Annotated in this window: 18 protein-coding genes; 2 read left to right on the top strand and 16 right to left on the bottom strand. The window is 52.6% G+C overall.

Features of this window, described 5'->3' with window-relative positions; translation table 11 throughout:
• Positions 1 to 21: 21 nt before the first annotated feature.
• From ptsP to aroA, 6 genes are all read right to left on the bottom strand, one after another.
• Positions 22 to 1,788 carry a phosphoenolpyruvate--protein phosphotransferase gene (gene ptsP, locus HQN87_RS00575; protein WP_173126163.1) on the bottom strand — a complete coding sequence of 589 codons (1,767 nt, stop codon included), beginning with the start codon at positions 1,786 to 1,788 and terminating at the stop codon, positions 22 to 24.
• Positions 1,785 to 3,671, bottom strand: coding sequence for a glucose PTS transporter subunit IIA (locus HQN87_RS00570; RefSeq protein WP_173126160.1), 1,887 nt, complete (start codon positions 3,669 to 3,671; stop codon positions 1,785 to 1,787). The genes ptsP and HQN87_RS00570 overlap by 4 nt, the downstream gene beginning before the upstream one ends.
• Before the next feature lie 464 nt (positions 3,672 to 4,135).
• Positions 4,136 to 4,807 carry a putative endonuclease domain-containing protein gene (locus HQN87_RS00565; RefSeq protein WP_173126157.1) on the bottom strand — a complete coding sequence of 224 codons (672 nt, stop codon included), beginning with the start codon at positions 4,805 to 4,807 and terminating at the stop codon, positions 4,136 to 4,138.
• A gap of 224 nt (positions 4,808 to 5,031) precedes the next feature.
• Positions 5,032 to 5,466 (bottom strand): CoA-binding protein, encoded by a 435-nt coding sequence (locus HQN87_RS00560; protein WP_173126154.1) that lies wholly within the window; start codon positions 5,464 to 5,466, stop codon positions 5,032 to 5,034.
• Positions 5,467 to 5,579: 113 nt separating this feature from the next.
• Positions 5,580 to 6,140 carry a GNAT family N-acetyltransferase gene (locus tag HQN87_RS00555; RefSeq protein WP_173126151.1) on the bottom strand — a complete coding sequence of 187 codons (561 nt, stop codon included), beginning with the start codon at positions 6,138 to 6,140 and terminating at the stop codon, positions 5,580 to 5,582.
• The gene (gene aroA / locus HQN87_RS00550) at positions 6,128 to 7,420 is read right to left on the bottom strand and encodes a 3-phosphoshikimate 1-carboxyvinyltransferase (RefSeq protein ID WP_173126148.1); all 1,293 of its coding nucleotides are present in this window, start codon (positions 7,418 to 7,420) and stop codon (positions 6,128 to 6,130) included. The genes HQN87_RS00555 and aroA overlap by 13 nt, the downstream gene beginning before the upstream one ends.
• Positions 7,421 to 7,546: 126 nt before the next feature.
• Here aroA and HQN87_RS00545 point away from each other — a divergent pair, with 126 nt between their 5' ends.
• A complete protein-coding gene (locus HQN87_RS00545; protein WP_173126144.1) occupies positions 7,547 to 7,849 on the top strand; it encodes a rhodanese-like domain-containing protein in 303 nt (100 codons plus the stop codon).
• 38 nt (positions 7,850 to 7,887) lie between these two features.
• On the opposite strand, the gene HQN87_RS00540 is transcribed toward HQN87_RS00545, so the two are convergent.
• From HQN87_RS00540 to HQN87_RS00525, 4 genes are all read right to left on the bottom strand, one after another.
• Entirely contained in the window at positions 7,888 to 8,394 is a 507-nt protein-coding gene (locus tag HQN87_RS00540; protein WP_173126141.1) for a shikimate kinase, read from the bottom strand.
• Positions 8,395 to 8,543: 149 nt separating this feature from the next.
• The gene (gene gnd / locus HQN87_RS00535; RefSeq protein ID WP_173126138.1) at positions 8,544 to 9,956 is read right to left on the bottom strand and encodes an NADP-dependent phosphogluconate dehydrogenase; all 1,413 of its coding nucleotides are present in this window, start codon (positions 9,954 to 9,956) and stop codon (positions 8,544 to 8,546) included.
• A gap of 270 nt (positions 9,957 to 10,226) precedes the next feature.
• The gene (locus HQN87_RS00530) at positions 10,227 to 10,823 is read right to left on the bottom strand and encodes a YkzI domain-containing protein (RefSeq protein WP_173126135.1); all 597 of its coding nucleotides are present in this window, start codon (positions 10,821 to 10,823) and stop codon (positions 10,227 to 10,229) included.
• Between the two features lie 323 nt (positions 10,824 to 11,146).
• The gene (locus tag HQN87_RS00525; protein WP_173126132.1) at positions 11,147 to 12,436 is read right to left on the bottom strand and encodes an MFS transporter; all 1,290 of its coding nucleotides are present in this window, start codon (positions 12,434 to 12,436) and stop codon (positions 11,147 to 11,149) included.
• Between the two features lie 150 nt (positions 12,437 to 12,586).
• Here HQN87_RS00525 and HQN87_RS00520 point away from each other — a divergent pair, with 150 nt between their 5' ends.
• On the top strand, positions 12,587 to 14,062 hold the full coding sequence (locus HQN87_RS00520) for an aminotransferase class I/II-fold pyridoxal phosphate-dependent enzyme (RefSeq protein ID WP_173126129.1): 1,476 nt from the start codon (positions 12,587 to 12,589) through the stop codon (positions 14,060 to 14,062).
• Positions 14,063 to 14,144: 82 nt separating this feature from the next.
• On the opposite strand, the gene HQN87_RS00515 is transcribed toward HQN87_RS00520, so the two are convergent.
• The 6 genes from HQN87_RS00515 to HQN87_RS00490 all read right to left on the bottom strand — a co-directional run bounded on the left by HQN87_RS00515 (position 14,145) and on the right by HQN87_RS00490 (position 17,592).
• Positions 14,145 to 14,468 (bottom strand): DUF1292 domain-containing protein, encoded by a 324-nt coding sequence (locus HQN87_RS00515; protein ID WP_173126126.1) that lies wholly within the window; start codon positions 14,466 to 14,468, stop codon positions 14,145 to 14,147.
• Positions 14,469 to 14,551: 83 nt separating this feature from the next.
• Positions 14,552 to 15,106 carry a copper amine oxidase gene (locus HQN87_RS00510; protein ID WP_173126122.1) on the bottom strand — a complete coding sequence of 185 codons (555 nt, stop codon included), beginning with the start codon at positions 15,104 to 15,106 and terminating at the stop codon, positions 14,552 to 14,554.
• Positions 15,107 to 15,337: 231 nt separating this feature from the next.
• Complete coding sequence (locus HQN87_RS00505; RefSeq protein WP_173126119.1) at positions 15,338 to 15,574, bottom strand: DUF3892 domain-containing protein; 237 nt, start codon at positions 15,572 to 15,574, stop codon at positions 15,338 to 15,340.
• A 93-nt stretch (positions 15,575 to 15,667) separates the two neighbouring features.
• Positions 15,668 to 16,111, bottom strand: coding sequence for a GNAT family N-acetyltransferase (locus HQN87_RS00500; RefSeq protein ID WP_173126116.1), 444 nt, complete (start codon positions 16,109 to 16,111; stop codon positions 15,668 to 15,670).
• Positions 16,112 to 16,231: 120 nt separating this feature from the next.
• The gene (locus tag HQN87_RS00495) at positions 16,232 to 16,447 is read right to left on the bottom strand and encodes a hypothetical protein (protein WP_173126113.1); all 216 of its coding nucleotides are present in this window, start codon (positions 16,445 to 16,447) and stop codon (positions 16,232 to 16,234) included.
• A gap of 68 nt (positions 16,448 to 16,515) precedes the next feature.
• On the bottom strand, positions 16,516 to 17,592 hold the full coding sequence (locus HQN87_RS00490; RefSeq protein ID WP_173126110.1) for a site-2 protease family protein: 1,077 nt from the start codon (positions 17,590 to 17,592) through the stop codon (positions 16,516 to 16,518).
• Between the last annotated feature and the right edge of the window lie 128 nt (positions 17,593 to 17,720).

The raw sequence follows: 17,720 nt of genomic DNA, 5'->3' as shown, positions 1-17,720 counted from the left end.
TTTAACATGCGGCCGTTAAGGCTATGATGTCTTTTCTTTGGAATCTCCGCCGCCGCCCAAGGTGAACCCGCTGCGCCCTACATAAGCACTGAGCTGCTCCTCCGTCTCCGTGCTGGTCCGGTTGCGGAAGCACACCTTCGCAATCTCCCTCGCCTCGGAAGCCAGCGTGTTCAGCGTGCGGTGCTTGACCTTCAGCAACGCCTGCGGCGACATGCTCAGCACGCCGATGCCAAGCTCCAGCCAGAGCGGGAGCGAACGCTCGTCCGCTGCCATCTCACCGCATACACTGACGTCGATGCCCACGCTATGTGCCGCATCTACCGTCATGCGGATCATGCGCAGCACGCCCGGATGGTAAGGATGATACATGTGGGCAATCTGCTCATTCATCCGGTCCACTGCGAGTACATACTGCACCAGATCATTCGTGCCGATACTGAAGAAGTCCACTTCCTCCGCCAGCAGATCGGCAATCATTACAGCGGCCGGAACTTCAATCATAATCCCTACCTTCATCTCGCGGTTATACGGAATCCCCCGGCTGTCCAGCTCGTTCTTCACTTCATTTAGCACCGCTTTGGCAGCCTGAACCTCTTCGACAGAGGAGATCATCGGGAACATCATTCGGACATTACCGTAATGGCTGGCCCGCAGAATCGCCGCTATCTGTGTTTTGAACATGTCCTTGCGGTCCAGACTGATCCGGATTGCCCGGTAGCCGAGGAACGGATTCTGCTCCTCCGGCAGCTGGAAGTAATCCAGGTGCTTGTCCCCCCCGATATCAAGCGTACGGATGACAACGGTCTCCTTGCCGACTTTTTCCGCGACCAGCTTGTACACCTCGAATTGCTCATCTTCTGTCGGGAAGGAGCTGCGGTCCATATAGAGGAACTCCGTGCGGAACAGCCCCACTCCCTCGGCCCCATATTTCAGCGCCATGTTCAGCTCCTTCACCGAACTGATATTACCGGCCAGCCGCAGCGATACACCGTCCTTGGTAACTGCCTCGACTGTAGCAAGCAGTTCAAGCTGCTCCCGCTTCCTCTGCTGCTTCGCGCGTCTGGAGGTGAAGTCTCTTAATGTAGATTCATCGGGATGGAGCATCACCGCTCCGGTCTCTCCATCCAGCACCAGCATGTCCCCGGTCTGGATCGGGGTCAGGATTTTGTTCTCCAGCCCTGCTACCAGCGGAATGCCCAGCGCCCGGGCCATGATGGAGGAATGCGAGGTTTTGCCGCCCATCATCGTAACGATGCCCAGCACATAAGCCGGATTCAAATGGGCCAGCTGTGAGGGGGACAGTTCCTTAGCCACAAGGATATAGGGCTGGGTATCAGACGGCAGCGTTACCTCGGGCGCACCCAGAAGATGCTTCAGCAGACGGTTGCCGACATCCTTAATGTCCACGGCCCGTTCCTTCATATATTCATCGTCCAGCAGATCGAACATCGCTACAAAGTGGTCTATCGCTTCCTTCACTGCCACCTCGGCCGCTTTATATTGGCGTTCGATAATGCCGCGGATTTCGCTCATGAACACAGGATCATCCAGAATCGCCAGATGGGCATCGAAAATACTCGATTCCTCCGGTCCGACAACCTCCCGGAATTCTTTTTTGATAAACTCGATTTCGTCCTTGGAGGTACGGATCCCTTCATACAGACGTTCAAACTCCTTGGCCAGATCCACCGGGTTCACCTGAGTGTCCGGCAGACTCCATTCCCAGTTCGGCAAAACAAAGGCCTTCCCGATGGCAACACCTGCTGCAGCGCCTATGCCTTGTATCATGCTTCGATCCCTCCAACATTGCTTTCATGTAATACCACGGACATGACGGAAGACTGCCCTTTTTTAACGTTTTTGAATGGAGCATAGCTCCAGGATTTGACCCGGTCCGGGTTGGTGATCACCATCGGTGTCGCCAGTGAAGCGGCATGCTCCTTCAAGTAGGCCAGATCAAACCGGACCAGCAGCTGCCCCGGCTCCACACTGTCACCTTCCTGTACAAGCGCCTCGAACGGCCCTTTAAGCTGCGAAGTATCGATCCCTATATGCATAAGCACCTCCAGGCCTTCAGGCGTAGCAATGCCCACTGCGTGCATCGTAGGGTATACGTGCATCACCTTGCCGAATACGGGCGAGACCAGCTCTCCTTTGTCCGGGAAAAAGGCCACTCCATCTCCAACCAGCTTCGCGGCAAAAATATGGTCAGGCACTTCTTCGATCGGCATCATCCGCCCCTGGATGGGCGAACTGAACAGCACCTGCGGCAGATCGCGCAGCATCAGCTTGTCAATCTCTTCGCGGATCAGCTCTGAATAGGTACCGAACACGACCTGCACATTGCCGCCGCCCAGCTTGATAATGCCTGCGGAGCCAAGCCCCTTGAGCGCCCCTGTATCTATGAAACGGTCGTTATGCACCGTTAATCTCAGCCGGGTAATGCAGGCCTGCACCTGCACAATGTTCTCCTTGCCGCCCAGCGCTTCCAGAATCAGCGGAGCCTGATACGGAATATTCCCCGCCCAATCCCCAAGCTCAGAGCCTTCTTCACGGCCCGGCGTAGGAATCTGGAACCGGCGGATCGCCCAGCGGAACACATTGTAGTAGACAATTCCATACCCGATCCCGATGGGAATCAGCAGCCAGGCCCGCTGGGACAGATGCAAGTTGAGGAAGAAATCAATGGTCCCTGCCGAATAGGAGAAGCCATGATGAATCCCGAGCGAATAAGTCAGCACCATAGCAAGACCGGACATAACCACATGCAGTGCGAATAAATATGGCGAAGCGAACAGGAAGGCAAACTCAATCTGCTCCGATACGCCGGTCAGAAAGCATACCAGGGCTGCACGCAAAAAAGTCTTCTTAATCTTGGGCTTAAGGTCTTCGCGCGCTTCCTGGATGATCGCAAACGCGATAGCCGGCAGGGCGAACATCATAATGGGGAACAGTCCGGCCATGAACACACCCGCTGTAGGATCTCCGGCAAAAAAGCGCGGCAAATCCCCCTGCACCACAGCGCTGCCGTCAGGCGTCGTGAAGGAGCCAAGCTGGAACCAGAATACATTATTGAGGATATGATGCAGGCCGAAGGCCGTCAGCACCCTGTACAGAACCCCGTAGACAAACACTCCATATCCGCCGGTAACCTGCACCACCCTGAAGAGTTCATTCAGCAGCTCCTGCAGGAGCGGTGACACTCCAAGCATCACCCAGGCGAACAGCGCCGAGAATAACCCCATGAACAGCAGAACAAAACGCGACCCTCCAAAAAACTGGATCGCCTCCGGCAGCTTGATATTCTTAAACCGGTTATGCGCCACACCGGCTACAATTCCAAGGATAATACCAATTAATGTTGCAGGCTGCACAGCCCCGTCTCCCATATTGGAAACAATCCGGTCATAAGTGAACATCCCTGCGAGTGCGGCCAGTCCGGCCGGTCCGGCCTGATTGGACAATCCCCACGCCACACCGACAGCAAACAAATAAGGCATGAAATAGAATATTCCTTGCCCCGCGTACGTCGTCACTTCGGATACCGAAGAAAGTCCCCATGCAGACCATGGCAAGCTGCCCAGACTCAGCAGAATAGCTGCCGCCGGAAGCACCATGGTAGGAAGCATAATGGCTCTGCCCAACTGCTGCAAAGATCCGAGCCAATTCAAGGCGACCCTCTCCTTTCTTTCTATATTGAATGGTAAGCGTTGCAGCAGTTTTTGTCAAAAGAATCCGTGTGATTCGTGCAGGCCACTCTTCGTTGCGAAAGGTCGGGACAAGTAACCTGAGAACTACGCTGCAATACGCCGCAATTGTATTTTGTACATCAGATCACCTGTAATCCTCCTCAAATTAACGATCTATTGCACTTCGTACATTAGAATTCTCAGAATCCGGCCAATATCAACCTAAATACAAATTTCTACTGCACAAAGTGCAACAGAACCTTATAAAAGTGGTTCTCCAGCGGAATCTATTGCACAAAGTGCAATCATCATCTCCATACATTCGCAGTAATATCCCGCTTGCCCATACAACCATATAGACCACAGGTGTCATAGAACGCACAAGTACTCCTTTAATACGATTCAATTATACTTTCCAGCCTTAAGGAGCGGGCAGCTGAGTATATTCACCAAGTTTGATCCTGATGCATGGGCCGGAGTTCATAGGACCTTATCCCTCTTCCACCAGTAACAGGCTGTAGCATCCCTTTAGCGCTCAATGAGCTTAACAGCTTGCGGGCAGTTCTATAGTTCATCTGAAAAATGTCCGTGACATCCTTAGGCCGAACCGGCCTGCCAAGCTGCCACGCCAGACGCAGGACTTCTTTTTCTTTTGACAACAGGTGCTCCCCGCCTGCCCTGTTCCGGGCCAGATAAGGCGCGAGCGCCAGTTGCAGCAGCATCCGGCATACTTCGGGACGCTGCTGGATATCGTCGAAGGAGAAATGCAGCAGCCTCCAGCCCATTCCAGTCAGGAAGGTATCCCGGTTAAGCGCATAGCTGAATTTCTCCCGGTCCATATCCTTGATATGGCTCTGATAACCGTCACATTCGATACCGAAGCGCGCACCATTCAGCGGTAAAAAAGCAAAGTCCAAAAATTGTGACTTCCGGTTCCAGTCATAAACTTCATACTCCGGGTGCAAATGCTCCAGTGACTCGAACAAAGGCCACCATACATTTTGCAAAAACAGCTTCTCCGCATAGTTATGTCCGCGCAGCAGCCTTCCCCGCCGCTCACCGCCCCTATCATTAGTATGCATCTCCAGAAAGTTACCATGTGCCTGTTCAAATTCCATAGAAATCTCCTCCCGCAAAATAAAAAAAGAACGTCCTCCCCATCTGGAAATGGGATAAAGGACGTTCTTCGTCTAAGTAAAGTATAGCAAATCAAACTCAATAAAACTTATTATTCTGCGAATACGGAACTCCTCCAGGTGAGACAGCGGGGTCCGCATGATAGCCCGGAGCGCGTGCATCACTCCCGGAACCGGAAGTACGCCTCCGGCTGTCCTCGAAGCAATTACCCCCGGCTACGGCCCTTCATCGTAATGGCTTCCTCCACCTTGATACAGCGGTCCATGATCGCGATCATGTCATGGGCAGCGGCGATGTCCGCAGCCTCCTGACTAATAATACCCTGCTGCAGCCAGAGAACACGCGCGCCGATATCAGCTGCCTCCTGCGCTACAGCTGCACAATATTCGCTGCGGCGGAATACATTCACAATATCCACCGGCTCAGGAATTTCCGCGAGGGTATGGTAGCATTTCTCGCCCAGGATCTCCCCGTCTACCGACGGATTCACCGGAATAATCCGGTAGCCCCGGCTCTGCATAGCGCCGGCTACCATATAAGAGGTGCGGTCTGTTTTGTCGGACAGGCCCACTACGGCAATATTGCCTGCAGCAGCCAGAATGTCTCCAATTTGATCCCTGCTAGGATTCTCAAAGCTCATGTGTATTACCCCTTCCGTTGATTGCGCATCTGGGCACATACCAGATTCAGCTATACCTACATCATACCGCGCATCAGGAAAAGTTCCAAATCCGAACCATCTGCATGATCCCGCTATATTGTTCCATTCACCGGACACAGCCACACCATATGAACAGAATCCGGTCCCCAATAATCATTAACTACCGCATAGGGCGCTCCGAACTTTTGCAGCCACCTGGTTTGCGCGCGTCTATAGCCGCTGTCCAGGCAGAACGCAGTAATCCCCTGTTGTCTGAGGAATATCATCAGTTCGGCAATCAAAGCCGAAGCAATCCCTTGTCCCTGATAATCCGGCAGAACATATAGACTGCCCAGCTCACCTACAGCATCAAGCTTATTTCCTGTACAAACCCGGATATCCTCTCCGCAAGGGGCATACGATATGGTGCCGACGACCTTACCGTCCATCTGGGCCACCCAGAAATACGTATCTGAGTTCTGCGGATTCAGGGAAATGTTAACCATCCGTATCTTGGACTCGATCTCCTGCTGAATCTCACTGTCCAAGTGACCCAGTCCTTCACCTTCAAAAGCATCCGTAATCGAAAGCCTGTAAAGATCCGTTACCGAAGTAACATCCTCCCGGGTAAGCGGAGCTATGCTTAACTGGCCTGTCTCCGTCACTCTACCCATTCCACATTGGCGCCTAATGAGCGCAAGTGATCGAAATATTGGGGATAAGACTTCGCTACATGATGCGCATCCTTAATCAGCAGCGGCTGGCGGGCACGCAGTCCCACTACAGTAAGTGCCATAATCACACGGTGGTCATAGTGGGCATTGATCGTCACGCCGCCTTCAACCCCCTCCGGTGTACCATGAACAATAATCTCGTCACGCCGTTCTTCGACCTTCGCACCGGCACGGGTCAGCTCGGCCAGATAATCCGTGATGCGGTCACATTCCTTATAACGCAGATTCTCCACATTATAAAAGCGTGAGGTGCCTTCGGCGAATATGGCCGCTGCCACCATAGCCAGCACAGCATCGGTTGCTGCATCTCCGTCGAATTCTACCGCCTTAAGAACCCCGTTCCCCTGCACATGTACCGTTCCGTTCTCATGGGTGAGCGGCACCTCCATCATCCGCAGCACATCGACAATCGCCCGCTCCCCCTGCTTGCTCTGCTCGGCAAGCCGGTGAATCGTCACATCCGATTTCGTCACCGCTGCGGCGGCAAGCACAGCCGCCGATCCCGGATAATCGCCCTGAACCGTATAGGACTTGGCGGCATAAGCCTGACGGCCCGGCACCTTGAAGGACATGTAATCTTCAGCCGCATGGACGATAATCCCGGCCTGCTCCATGACCTCTAGCGTCTGGCCGATGACCACCTTGGATTTCAGATCATCCAGCACGATGATCTCACTGTCTTCTTCAAGCAGCGGAGTCAGGAACAAGAGTGCGCTGAGATACTGTGAGCTTACGGCACCAGAGACGGTAATCCGCCCCCCCTGCGGCTTACCGCCGCGGATGGTGATCGGCAGCCTTCCTTGATTATGCTCCACCTCAACGCCAAGCTGCCCGAGCGCTTGAATGAGGTCATCATGCGGCCGCTTACCAAGGGAATCCGGGTAGGTATTCACGAACGTAACCTCAGGGCTGAGCGCAGCCACTGCCATCAGGAAACGAAGCACGGCGCCGGCATTCCCGACATTCAGCTCTTTGACATCACGGGGATGGCGCCCGAACCCTTGAACTACAATTTTCTCTTCATCTTCAGTCAGCACAGCGCCGAGATCGGCGATACATCTGCGGATAGCATCGCTGTCCTCGCTGTGTGCGGGATGGTAAATCGTACTGACTCCTTCAGACAGAGCGGCTACCAGCAGATAGCGGGTAGTATAGTTTTTGGATGACAGGGCTCCGAATTCTCCTTGCAGCGTCGGCGTGGGCCTAACAATAACGTCCATAGTATAAGCGCTCCTTCAAATAAAGTGGTCTGTATGTACGGCCCTGTTTGACAGGGTAATCCGCAGTTGTGTTATCATAGCGTGAAGCCAATCCATAAATATTCGGACAGAAAAGAGGGTACTACCATGAATGAGATTCCGCAAATTACACCGCAGGAGCTGCGTAAGCGACTCGCTTCCGGCGAAGAACTTCTACTGATCGACGTCCGTGAAGACGATGAGGTTGCCTTCGGCATGATTCCCGGTGCGCAGCACATCCCGATGGGCCAGATCCCGCAGCAGACGGAGCAGCTTCCGGCTGATACCGAGATCATCTTCATCTGCCGTTCCGGCAGCCGCAGCCAGCGTGTCTGTGAATATCTGCAGCAATTCGGCATTACAGGCTCGAACCTCAGCGGCGGCATGATTGAATGGGATGAAACGGAATAAGCCGTAGCTTACTCCCGAACGCCAACACGCTTAAAAGCTCAGGCGCGGTAATGCATTAAAATATATTCGGAGACCTCGGCCACACTCCGCTCAGTTGTATCGACCGTGCAATGCGCGAAACGGTAAGCCTCCCGGCGCTGCTCCATAATGGAGCGTACCCGTTCTGCGGCATTGCCGGCGAGCAGCGGCCGGTTCTCATCCCCGCTGACCCGGGCAATAACCGCTTCCTCCGTGGCCGTTAGCGCCACAACGAAGCCATGCTCCAGCATAACCTCTGCATTCCCCGGTGCCAGCACGGCACCTCCGCCTGTAGAGATCACTCTGCGTTCACCCTGCAGCATCCTCTTCAGTACAGCCGATTCAATCTCCCGGAAAGCCTGCTCCCCGCCTTGTGCAAAAATATCGGCAATACTCCGGCCTTCGCTCTCGGTAATCACTGCATCCAAATCGACCAGTTCATAGTCAAGCTCCCCGGCCAGAATGGCGCCTACCGTTGATTTCCCCGTAGCCATCATCCCCACGAGGATGATATTTCTATCGTCCATAACTACCTCCAGGCCGCGACATTTGTCATATCATAACACAGGGTGAAAAGTTTGCACAATGGCGGCAAATTTGCAAAAAAACCCGAAAGCCCTCCGCATAAAGCGGAAAGCATCTCGGGTCCCTGTGAGTTAAGCGGAACGGCTGCCTGTTACTCTGCCAGCCAGTTGTGGTGGAATACGCCTTCTTTGTCCACGCGCTTGAAGGTGTGGGCACCGAAATAATCGCGCTGCGCCTGCAGCAGGTTCGCCGGAAGACGTTCTGTACGATAGCTGTCGTAGTAGGCAAGGGCACTGGCGAATCCCGGAACGGGAATACCCAGAGTGACAGCCGAAGCGATTACTTTGCGCCATGCTGACTGGTAATTATCCATAACATTCTTGAAGAACGGATCGAGCAGCAGGTTCTTCAGCTCGGCATTGTTCTCGTAAGCATCCGTGATGTTCTGCAGGAACCGGGAACGGATAATGCAGCCGCCGCGCCAGATCTTAGCCAGCTCGCCGTATTTCAGATCCCAGCCGTATTCGTCAGAAGCTACACGCAGCTGGGCGAAGCCCTGGGCATACGATACAATCTTGCTGGCGAACAATGCTTTGCGTACGTTCTCGATGAATTCTGCCTTGTCGCCGTCAAAGGCTACTGCCGCAGGTCCGCTCAGCACTTTGCTGGCTTCAACGCGTTCTTCCTTCATGGCAGACAGGAAGCGGGAGAAGACGGATTCGGTAATCATGGACAGCGGCACGCCGAGATCCAGCGAGCTTTGGCTTGTCCACTTGCCGGTACCCTTTTGGCCGGCAGCATCAAGGATGACGTCAACCATAGGTTTGCCGGTCTCTTCGTCATACTGTGCGAAGATATCCTTGGTAATCTCGATCAGATAACTGTCCAGCTCGCCGTTGTTCCATTCTGCGAAGGTGCTGTGCAGTTCCTTGGCATCCAGACCCAGGACATCCTTCAGCAGATGGTAGGCTTCGCCGATCAGCTGCATGTCGCCGTACTCAATGCCGTTATGCACCATTTTGACATAGTGTCCTGCACCGTCCGGCCCGATATATGTACAGCAAGGCTCTCCGCCCACATGGGCTGAAATTGCCGTAAGAATAGGTTCAACCAGCTTATACGCGCTTTCTTGACCGCCAGGCATAATGGAAGGGCCCTTCAGTGCGCCTTCTTCACCGCCGGAAACGCCGGTGCCGATGAAGCGGAAGCCTTTGTCTTCAAGCTCTTTGCTGCGGCGTACAGTGTCAGGGAAATAAGCGTTGCCGCCGTCAATAATGATATCGCCCTGATCCAAGAATGGAAGCAGCTGCTCAATTGTAGAGTCAGTTGCCTTACCCGCCTGAACCATGATCAGAATCTTGCGCGGTACTTCCAGCGATTGCACAAACTCTTCAACGGAGAACGTGCCAACCAGGTTTTTACCTTCTGCTTCTGCGACAAGATCATGTGTCTTCTCCGGGGAACGGTTAAACACGGATACGCTGAAGCCTTTGCTCTCGATGTTAAGAGCCAAATTTTTGCCCATTACCGCCAAGCCAATAACGCCGATTTGTTGTTTTGACATCTGGTTCTCCACCCTTTGCACCCTGTATTTTTGTGAAATCCATTTCTCGCAGTATAAGAATACCACCCTTTGTCAGCGACAGCAAAGTTCTGCCTGCGAAAGAGAGATCAATTTCATTGACAAAGTTCGATCTATCAGGGAAATTGCTCACAATGACTATTTTAACGGTTTTGTCCGCAGAAGTGAACCCCCCGGCCTCAAGAATGACAGAATAAAGGACACCCCGCTGCGGGATGCCCCTAATTGAAATATAATAACCCGCTTAGCACATCACCATTCCAGAGCCGCAAGCTCCCTGGTCAATTGCTGCAGCTTGGCCGTGCAATCCATCACCGCTTCAGCGTCGCTGCCGCGCATGGCTTCACTCAGCCGGTCGAGCTGTTCGTCAACCGCAAGCCTGTGGTCACGAATCCGTTCCTCGCCATGGGTGGAGTAGAATAGCTTCGTCAGCTCCTGATCCGACAATAGCGGTCCCTTCTGGTACAGGACCCGCTGCTGGTATCCGGAAATCTCCACCAGGCGGATCACTTCACCGAATAAAATATTCTCTATAATGATCTGACGGTCGCGGAAGCGCTTGACTACAGCATGACCTCTCATATCGCCAATCAGCTTCTCCATCCATTCTGCCAGGCGCGCATCACGGATCATATAATCACCCACCAGCTTGAAGCCGTCCTTGATCCGCTGGAAGCGCAGCTTCACAAGCTTGCGGCCGGTGCGCACCGAAATAAGAAAAACGCTCTCGTTCTCACTCCAGTAAAGGGAATAGCCTTCCTTGATCAGATCCTTGATTAAATCCTGGATATGTTGTCTGTCGAACCGCAGCTCCAGATTGCAGTACTCCACTTCGTCGTTTTTGTTCACGGCACTCCCCCCTAACTGCTTGATTTAAGCATCGTCAGCTTTACGGCCTAACTTAAGAGCAGAACAGACTGCCGGACCTCCCCTTGCACCTCGTGATTCTGTGTTCAGCTTACACTTATTTTATACTTTATTTTATGTAGCGGTAACTTGGTTTATTGACTATTTTTACCCGTTTTACACCTTTTCCAAACGCAAACCCTGCTACGGAGCGAATTCCCTGGTCTGTAAGGTCCAAAAAAGCCGCATTCGCCTGGTATTCAGGTTGCCTGCGGCTTACTTTATCTGGACTCCGCTCCGGGTTCACTCCCCGGCCCTTGACGTACTCAGTTCGCTCTGCCGTGCTTCAGCTTCGTCCGGTGAACAATCATGAGATGCAGTCCGAATAACAGAACCATGACTCCTGCACTGGCCAGAAAAGGAGCACTATGGCTAACCGTATCCCATAGCTTGCCTGACAGCACAGGACCTGCCACCATCCCCGAGCCTTGCAGCGTCAGGAAGAGTCCCCAGACGGTTCCGCGTTCTCCCTCCGGCACCTGCTTCGCCAGGAAGGCATTCCATGCCGGAAGAATCAGCGCATAGCTGATCCCGACCATTGCCACAGCCACGAAGGCCAGCGGCAGCCAGCGGACCTGTGAGAAGAACGCCAGGGAGCCGGCTGCGAGGAGGAAGCCGATATTCAGAAAGATGGATGTACCAATCTTGTCAACCAGCTTCCCCGCAGGAATAAGCGTCACCACCGTAATTCCCCCGCCGGCAATCAGCAGCAGGCTGAACTGGTTGGGGGTGACATGCAGCTCCGACCGGGCGAACAAGGTGACCACCGGCGTCATAAGACCGATGGCAAAAGCCTGCAGGAACAGGGCCGGGAAGAGCAGCCGGCTTACCTTCAGAGAGGAAGTGACCTGCTGCCAGGTCCGCTTCAGACTCTGCAGGGGGCGCAGCGGCTTACGCGGCACCGGAGGCCCCTCAGCCGTCATCTCACGGACAACACGCGGCGCATGACCGCCGATCTTTGACGGCAGAAACAGGGCCACTATGACCACTGCGGCCGCGAAGCCCATAAGCACCAGGAAGACCGTCCGGTAGCCCTGTCCGCCATGGTCCATCATGAAATTAACGATAATGGGTCCCACTCCGGTTCCGGCCAGGGAAGCCATCTCTACCGCCCCCATGGCCGCGCCGCTGCTGCCGCTCCGGGTAGAGCCTGCCAGTTCGGTGATGCCAGTCATCGTACAAGGCCACAGCGGGGAGGTTCCAATCCCCAGAATCAGACAAGCGATGGATAAGGTTACTGCATCCTTGGCATAAATAATCAGTCCTACGGCCACCACAAGGAGCAGCAGTGCCCCTGTCATCGTCCAGCGGTAGCCGATGCGCTCCATCACCCAGCCGAACGGGCTGCGGAACAGGTTATCCCCAAGATACTGCAGCGCAAAGGCGAACCCGACCACCGTTACGGACAGGCCGAGAATATTCTCCATATAGACCGGCAGCAGGGCTACCAGCAGCGATCCTTTGACGAATTCGACCAGAAAAATAATGATCCACATTTCTAAAATGAACGGAGAGGCTAAACTGATATGCATACGTTGCGCTGCTTTGCCAGACATTTCATCACATCCTAGTATTATGTTGATTGATTTGTTATACTGATGACTGCTTGTTCAAGCAGAAGGGACTACTCCGTCCCCAAGGGATGGTACTTCCGCTTCAGCGAGAAATCTAAAACTAATCTTCGCGAAAGGTTGTGACAGCATTAAATGAATCAACAAGCTACTCCCCTCTTCACTGCTCTCAAAAAGCATGCCGCCGGAAATCCAGTTCAATTCCATATTCCGGGACATAAGAAGGGGCTAGGAACCGATGCCGAATTCCGTGAGTTTATCGGCGATAACGCTCTATCCATAGATTTGATCAATATTGCACCGCTTGATGATCTTCATCAGCCCACCGGGGTTATTCTTGAAGCTCAGAAGCTGGCTGCAGAGGCCTTCGGCGCCGATTACACGTATTTCAGTGTACAAGGCACGAGCAATGCCATCATGACTATGATCCTCTCTGTCTGCTCAGAAGGAGATAAAATTATTGTGCCGCGCAATATTCACAAATCTGTGATGTCGGCCATTATTTTCTCCGGAGCCAAGCCTATTTTCGTCTCTCCTGTACAGGATGAGAATCTTGGGATAGACCACGGCATAACCACAAGCTCGCTCGAACGGGCTTTGAGGCGCCATCCGGATGCCAAAGGTGTCCTCGTTATCAATCCGACGTATTTTGGCGTATGCGCCGACCTGCGTTCGATTGTCGACCTGGCCCACAGTTACGGGGTTCCCGTACTTGTGGACGAGGCACATGGAGTACTGATTCATTTTCATGAGGACTTACCGGTATCGGCTATGCAGGCCGGTGCAGATATGGCAGCGACCAGCGTCCATAAGCTCGGCGGCTCCATGACGCAGAGCTCGGTACTGAATCTCAATGCCAAGACGGGCCTTGTCAACCCACAGCGGGTACAGACCATTCTCAGCATGCTGACCACCACTTCAACTTCATATATTCTGCTTGCCTCTCTGGATACCTCCAGACGTAACCTTGCCCTGAACGGCCATGAGATGGCGGCGAGAACCATCGCCCTGTCCAATTATGCCCGCAATTCGATTAATGAAATCGAGGGACTCTACAGCTTCGGCAAAGAAATTCTCGGAACAGAAGCCACCTTCAATCATGATCCGACCAAGCTGAACATCCATGTCCGCCATCTAGGGATTACCGGTTACGAGACCGAGAACTGGCTCCGTCAGAAGTATAACATCGAAGTAGAACTTAGCGACATGTATAATATTCTTTGCCTGATTACTCCTGGTGATACACAGGAATCGGTAGATAAGCTGCTCGCGGCGCTGCAGGTGCTCTCAGCGATTCATTACAGCAAAGGTGAAATCTATGAGCTTAAGGTTCAGGTGCCGAATATTCCGCAGCTTGCCCTAATCCCGAGAGACGCCTTCTACGCCGACACCCAGCTGGTCCCTTTCCGGGAGTCCGCAGGCTATATTATTGCAGAGTTCATCTATGTCTACCCGCCGGGAATCCCAATTCTTCTCCCTGGTGAAGTTATTACCCAAGATAATATCGACTATATCATTGACCATGTAGAAATCGGACTGCCCGTCAAAGGCCCTGAGGACCGCAGCATTACCAACATCAAGGTTATTGTCGAAGCAGAACCTATCTCCTAAGCCGGCTTGTCCTTAAGACATACGGCAATGCAAAACCCCGATACTGTATTCGTATCGGGGTTTTGCATTGAATGCCTGAAATCTATTCTTGCTGGGCAAGCAGCTCGTTATAAGCTTCTTCAACAGCTTTCCATTCAGCTTCATCTTCAATGTTGTACAGAACCATCTCTTCGTCTTCTTCTTCCATACGAAGGATAATCCCGTCTGCTTCCGGATTCTCGCGTTCGAGCAGCAGAGCGTATAATTTCTCGGCTACATCAAACGTTTCCACCAGTACCATTTCTACATCTTCGCCCTGCTCGTTCGTCAAGGTCAGCACAAACTCCTCGTGCTCATGGTCGTGATCATGTCCGCAACCGCATGCTTCACCATGTTCATGGCCATGCTCATGTTTGTGATCGCTCATTGTAATACCTCACTTTAATTGAATTATCCTACATTTGGTATCGTAACACGTAAGATAAGTTCAGGTCAATTTGCATAGAGGGCTTAATTCTTGGACGAGGCCGTAACTACCTTTTCTGACACAAGAATGTAATCTCCGTTCCTTGATGCCTTCATGAAGAAACCTACACTGTATTTGCCCGGTTCCTTGAAATCATAGGTGAATTCCGGTGTAGAGAACCAGAAATCCTCATTCTTGGAGCCGCCTGCATCCTCCAGTATATCCTTTACATTCCCCGAGGGATCGGTGATCGCCACCTTCACGGCAGCAATGCTGTCCTTCAGGCTGTCCACCTGCGTCAGGATCTTCATCTTAAGTTTGCCTGTATTGACATTGCCGAACACCGTGTCGCCTTTGAAGAGTACTATATGAACATTCGGCTTGAGGATCGTCACTTTACCCGAGCCGTCCCAGCCAATTACACCGCCTGCCTCTCTGGCCGGAATGTAGGCCTTGCCGTCAATCAGATAGCCGCCATCGGCTATTTCCTTTCCATTGCTCCATACTTTGATCTTCTGGTTCACAGCGTCAGCGAACAAATAGGAGCTTCCCATCATGAAAAACACAACCGCGCACAGAGCAATTTTTCTCCATCTCATTGTAAAGCCCCTCCAAGTAATTCATGCTGTTAATGTATACTGCTAACCCTTCGACAAGTTGCGCAGAATTCAGGGAATTATTTCTTTTTGCAGAAGAAAAGAAAATCGCGCCCGTGTGCAACCGGTTTCGGCCTGGAGAAGCCTTCCGTCTTCTCCAGCATATAGAAAAGGCCGGACAGCAGCGTCATATGGACGCCTGTCCGGCCTTTTCTATATGTGATCTATGCCAGGCTAAAATTGCGGAAGCTGATCCAGGTTGTTCGTAGGATCACCGTCAGCATCCCCGCGGATATACATTTCTCCGTCTCTTCCCTTGAATACGTTGACCCCTTCAATGCTTCCGGACTGAACCTCCTGAAGTGCCTGCTGGTAATCCAGTACACGCCCGGAAGAGGTCTGGAACTCGGTCAAATCCCCGTCACCGTTGCGCTTGGCGGCAACAAAACGTTCTCGTTCTTGATTCATCACTTAGAATCTACTCCTTCGCACTTGAATTAGCCATCAATCAGGCTCACTTCTAGCTTGTCCACCGCATCGAAAGAGTATGTAACCTTGGCAGAATTACAGAGTCTTTTGCATTCTCACATGCAGAATCCCCGCATCATAGAACGGCTCCTTGGAGATCACTTCATACCCCAGCTTGCTGTAAAAGGCTTCTGCGTGGCACTGGGCATCCAGGACTGATCCCTGGAGACCAAGCTCTCTGGCCCGTTCTTCCATAGCCAGCAGCAGAATACGCCCGTATCCCTTGGAGCGGTGCTCCTGACGAACGGCTATCCGCTGCATTTTGGCGGTTTCCGCTTTGTAATAGATCATCCGTCCGGCAGCGGCCGCCTGCCCGCCCTCCATGAGCAGGAAATGAAACACCTCATCACTGATCACATCATGTTCATCTATTTCTTCTGCTTCCGGCACCTTCTGCTCTTCCACAAATACCTGCTTGCGGATCGCAAGCGCCAGTCGAAGCTGCTCCTCTGTAGTTACATGAATAATTTCCACTGCCATCCCCCTGGCTCCTCTCTATAGGTCCAATCAATATGAAGCATTATACAGAATTATTAATATCCTGTATATAGGATCTAGAGCTTCAGAGCAGGGTTGATGGACAGGGAACGGCTTAAGGCCTCATGGAATGTCATAGACCTCCTCGGGAATCGAACGGTCGTACACATCCTGCATCACCGGTGAAGTCAGGCCATCCCGTGATTGCAGGCTCCCGTCCAGCTCATTCATCCTGTGAACCCCCGTGTGTTCGGGAACCTCCTTGCCTGCCGTACATCCGGCCGTCCCTATAATGAGACATGCCCCAATCCACAGGAGAGTTACTCTTGCCTTGCGCATTGCTCAACCTCCTTCTCCTTCTCAGCTCTTTACAGCTTTGACGAATCGGGAGGTTCATAAACGAATCCTTACAGATTTACATTCCCCACCACATGAACAAGGTACATCATGCCCCCCAGAAAGCCTGCCAGTACTAAATAAGCAGCCCCATATCTCCAGCGGACGGCCGCAGGCACCTCATAATACTTATCATTGTCATACACCGTGAAGCTGATCTCACACTGCATCTTCAAATGAAGCCTGGCGTCCACATACATCTGGTCCAGCTGCACTATTCTGACTTTTCCAATCAGAGACTGCACCGGCATAGTCGTAGTTCCGTAGTAATCCAGATTATCCCAGCGGACCCCGACAAATTGCTGGCGGTTCAAATCACTATAGGTGGTATATGGCAGCTCCCGCTTATGTTCAGGCCCGGGAATGAGATAGCCTTGCTCCTGCAGATCCTCAATGGGGATCAGGAAGCTTTTTAACACGGTATGCATCTGCTGCTTCGTACGCCGGCTGATATATTTCTTATACATATCGTAGGCGAACATCACCCAGATGATGGAGAACAGGATAGACTTCAGATAAATAATTACAGCCAGGCCGCCAACGAGCCCTACCAGCCACAACCAGCGTGTTACCGCTGTGGCAATTCGCCCCCCGTCCAGCGGATGGATCGGCAGCAGGTTAATCAAGTTCAGGAAGAACCCCACGTATGCCAGTGAATATAAAAAGGGGCTATGATAATAATAAGCTGCTCCGAATACTACAGCCGCTCCCATGCTCCCGAGTATAGGGCCGCCAAACGCTACATAAGCTTCCTGTCTGGCGTCCAGAGGCTGCTGCTTCATCGTGATGAGTGCACCCATAAACGGAATAAACAGCGGCGCGCTCACCGGCAGTCCAATCCGCTTGGCAGCGATCACATGGCCGATCTCATGAACGAATAATAAGGCAACGAAGCCCACCGCAAATTCCCATGGCGAGATCAGGGCATAAGCCCAGATGGATACCATCATGGAGATCAGCGGACCTGCTATCTTCCCCAGCTTGAGCAGAGATATAATGGCTTTGCCTTTAAGCAGCAGCAATACTGCCCCGCTGCCCAGCCATCCCCATGCACCCGTGTTTTTCTTTTCCTGCTTTTGTTCAGGCAATAGTCCCCATTCCCTTCATCTCTCTGTCTCACAACTTTCAGGCGGGCGGGCCGCTATTCCTTCTGCTTCCCGTTTTCCGTTTTCCCTCTTCCCCTACTGTCGCATATGGCTATGGTATTTTGCAAATT

Source organism: Paenibacillus tritici, assembly GCF_013204885.1.
Taxonomy (GTDB): Bacteria; Bacillota; Bacilli; order Paenibacillales; family Paenibacillaceae; genus Paenibacillus_AQ; species Paenibacillus_AQ tritici.
This window is presented reverse-complemented; position numbering and strand designations above follow the sequence as displayed.

What these genes read in the sequence shown, in the direction of transcription:
- ptsP (WP_173126163.1), bottom strand. Translation starts at nt 1,788, where the DNA reads ATGATACAAGGCATAGGCGCTGCAGCAGGTGTTGCCATCGGGAAGGCC.
- HQN87_RS00565 (WP_173126157.1), bottom strand. Translation starts at nt 4,807, where the DNA reads ATGGAATTTGAACAGGCACATGGTAACTTTCTGGAGATGCATACTAAT.
- HQN87_RS00560 (WP_173126154.1), bottom strand. Translation starts at nt 5,466, where the DNA reads ATGAGCTTTGAGAATCCTAGCAGGGATCAAATTGGAGACATTCTGGCT.
- HQN87_RS00555 (WP_173126151.1), bottom strand. Translation starts at nt 6,140, where the DNA reads ATGGGTAGAGTGACGGAGACAGGCCAGTTAAGCATAGCTCCGCTTACC.
- aroA (WP_173126148.1), bottom strand. Translation starts at nt 7,420, where the DNA reads ATGGACGTTATTGTTAGGCCCACGCCGACGCTGCAAGGAGAATTCGGA.
- HQN87_RS00545 (WP_173126144.1), top strand. Translation starts at nt 7,547, where the DNA reads ATGAATGAGATTCCGCAAATTACACCGCAGGAGCTGCGTAAGCGACTC.
- HQN87_RS00540 (WP_173126141.1), bottom strand. Translation starts at nt 8,394, where the DNA reads ATGGACGATAGAAATATCATCCTCGTGGGGATGATGGCTACGGGGAAA.
- gnd (WP_173126138.1), bottom strand. Translation starts at nt 9,956, where the DNA reads ATGTCAAAACAACAAATCGGCGTTATTGGCTTGGCGGTAATGGGCAAA.
- HQN87_RS00525 (WP_173126132.1), bottom strand. Translation starts at nt 12,436, where the DNA reads ATGTCTGGCAAAGCAGCGCAACGTATGCATATCAGTTTAGCCTCTCCG.
- HQN87_RS00520 (WP_173126129.1), top strand. Translation starts at nt 12,587, where the DNA reads ATGAATCAACAAGCTACTCCCCTCTTCACTGCTCTCAAAAAGCATGCC.
- HQN87_RS00515 (WP_173126126.1), bottom strand. Translation starts at nt 14,468, where the DNA reads ATGAGCGATCACAAACATGAGCATGGCCATGAACATGGTGAAGCATGC.
- HQN87_RS00510 (WP_173126122.1), bottom strand. Translation starts at nt 15,106, where the DNA reads ATGAGATGGAGAAAAATTGCTCTGTGCGCGGTTGTGTTTTTCATGATG.
- HQN87_RS00500 (WP_173126116.1), bottom strand. Translation starts at nt 16,111, where the DNA reads ATGGCAGTGGAAATTATTCATGTAACTACAGAGGAGCAGCTTCGACTG.
- HQN87_RS00495 (WP_173126113.1), bottom strand. Translation starts at nt 16,447, where the DNA reads ATGCGCAAGGCAAGAGTAACTCTCCTGTGGATTGGGGCATGTCTCATT.